This is a genomic window from Candidatus Symbiopectobacterium sp. NZEC135 (genome assembly GCF_025962695.1).
In genome coordinates this window covers 1-1,797 of sequence record NZ_JAGFPF010000318.1, presented here as the reverse complement: position 1 = coordinate 1,797, position 1,797 = coordinate 1, and the positions used below count along the sequence as shown (strand labels likewise).

Annotated in this window: 1 protein-coding gene; it reads left to right on the top strand. The window is 40.5% G+C overall.

Annotated features, from left to right (window positions below; translation table 11 throughout):
* The first annotated feature begins 418 nt into the window (after positions 1-418).
* On the top strand, positions 419-1,522 hold the full coding sequence (locus tag J5224_RS26380; protein ID WP_264628133.1) for a hypothetical protein: 1,104 nt from the start codon (positions 419-421) through the stop codon (positions 1,520-1,522).
* Positions 1,523-1,797: the final 275 nt, after the last annotated feature.

Here is a 1,797-nt window from a genome sequence, read left to right as displayed (position 1 = left end):
CGCGTCATTTTACGTTTGTGTAATGTTATTTTTACGGCATTCACCAGATGAAAATACGCAGGTGACTACCGTTTGTCAGAGAATAGTGGTAAGCGGAAGAGATTGCACTGATTTCTTGTCGCGATTTGTCGATCGGCCCCACGAAAATATTGCCTGTGTACATTTTTAGACCAGCATGGAAACGGTTTACGTCTGTTCTGACGTCAGGTCGATATGACACACTCTCTGCGACCAGCGAGACGTCAAAGGGAGGATGCCTTCGCGGTGCTAAAGTCGGTGTAATTTATCTGACTGCTTTATTGGTTTTAAGATTAATAAAAAATGCCAAATTTAATGAACGCTTTATGGAATACAATGTGCCGATAACATTACATCATGGCTTTTCTAATATTCTTTTTAGCAGGATTATATCGACGCTATGCCTATTAAATTTGAGCCTGTGGATGTCAATATATTTATGTCTACCTACCTATCCCTTGTCCGTCAGGATAGAATAAGCCATGAGGCGTTAGACAACATGGGGAAAGTGGCGAAAAAAATAGAATTCGCCACTAATGGCATTGATTTATTTAAACGAATGAACATCAGAGACCAGCATGATGTGGATAAAAGGCTTGCGCCTTTGCACGAAAAACTGATGAAACAGCAATCTAAACATTATGACAAGAAAAAAGAAAAATTGGTGGAAATAGCCGAGGCGTTAAAAAAACGGGTCACCAAGGACCCCAATGTGAGAGAGCACTACATCAGTCGTTATAGGAATAATCAAAATCAGATAAAAATTGAAAAATCATTAATTGAAAAAGAGATTTTGAAACACTCAGGGATCAGAGCCCTTAATGTGGATAACGCTGATTTATTCAAACATAAACGTGAGGCGTGTCATTTGCAGTTAAACGTATTGCGCGATGATGATGCTGAGACGGTAATAAAGAAAGCAAACGATAATTTGTCAGAAACCAAGAAAAATGTCGCTTACCTTTATAACCAGCTTCGTGAAATTACGCACCATGCGCAGAAAAAAATGTCTGACCTGGATTATGTTCTGCGATTGGCGGTGGATAACAAAATTTACAGCGCTAAAGATCTTGGATGTGGGCCTACCACATGGAAAAGTCACCTTTCGGCGGATGCTTACGCCAAAAAATATTTTGGCACGCAACGCGTTTGTGGCCGAAGAAAACACATTGAAAGGGAAATACCCAGTATACAAGGGAAGAAATGGCAGAGCACCCTCATCGATTATTGTCATGCATATGCTGTGTTGAAAGAGTATCAAAATGCCTTGAAAAAAGGGACCCGTGATGGGGTGTCTCTGGCCGAACGCTGCCGAACGGCGTTGATGAAAGACATCGTCCAGACTATTGATGGGTATGATGCAAAGCACAGCACTTACACCCGGCGGGCAGAAAAGACCGCAGAACACCTGAGCAATCTCAGGATGAAATCCATGATCTGTGACACTGCGATTAACGATGTCAATCGTCAGATCGAGAGAGTAAAATCGATGGGTGACAGCTGATTTTTATCGGAAAAAGTGAGAAGGGTGATGATGTTGTGTATAGGTTTTTGTTGCTGAAAATATCACCGTTCGAAAAAGAGAGAATGTTAACAGTAAGTATCGCCCGTTCCAGTCCCATGACTTACCTTTGATTTTAAATTCATTAATTATGGATTTTTATTCATTTAATTGTGGGTTGAACGGTTCAGCATTGACAGGTTTTCGTTTCATAAAAGTTAAAACATTTATAGGGTTGAAGCCGCTACTTCCTAATGAGTATAGGGTTTTGACCTAAT

Excerpts from the sequence above, each read along its gene's own strand:
- J5224_RS26380 (WP_264628133.1), top strand. The coding sequence starts at position 419 with ATGCCTATTAAATTTGAGCCTGTGGATGTCAATATATTTATGTCTACC.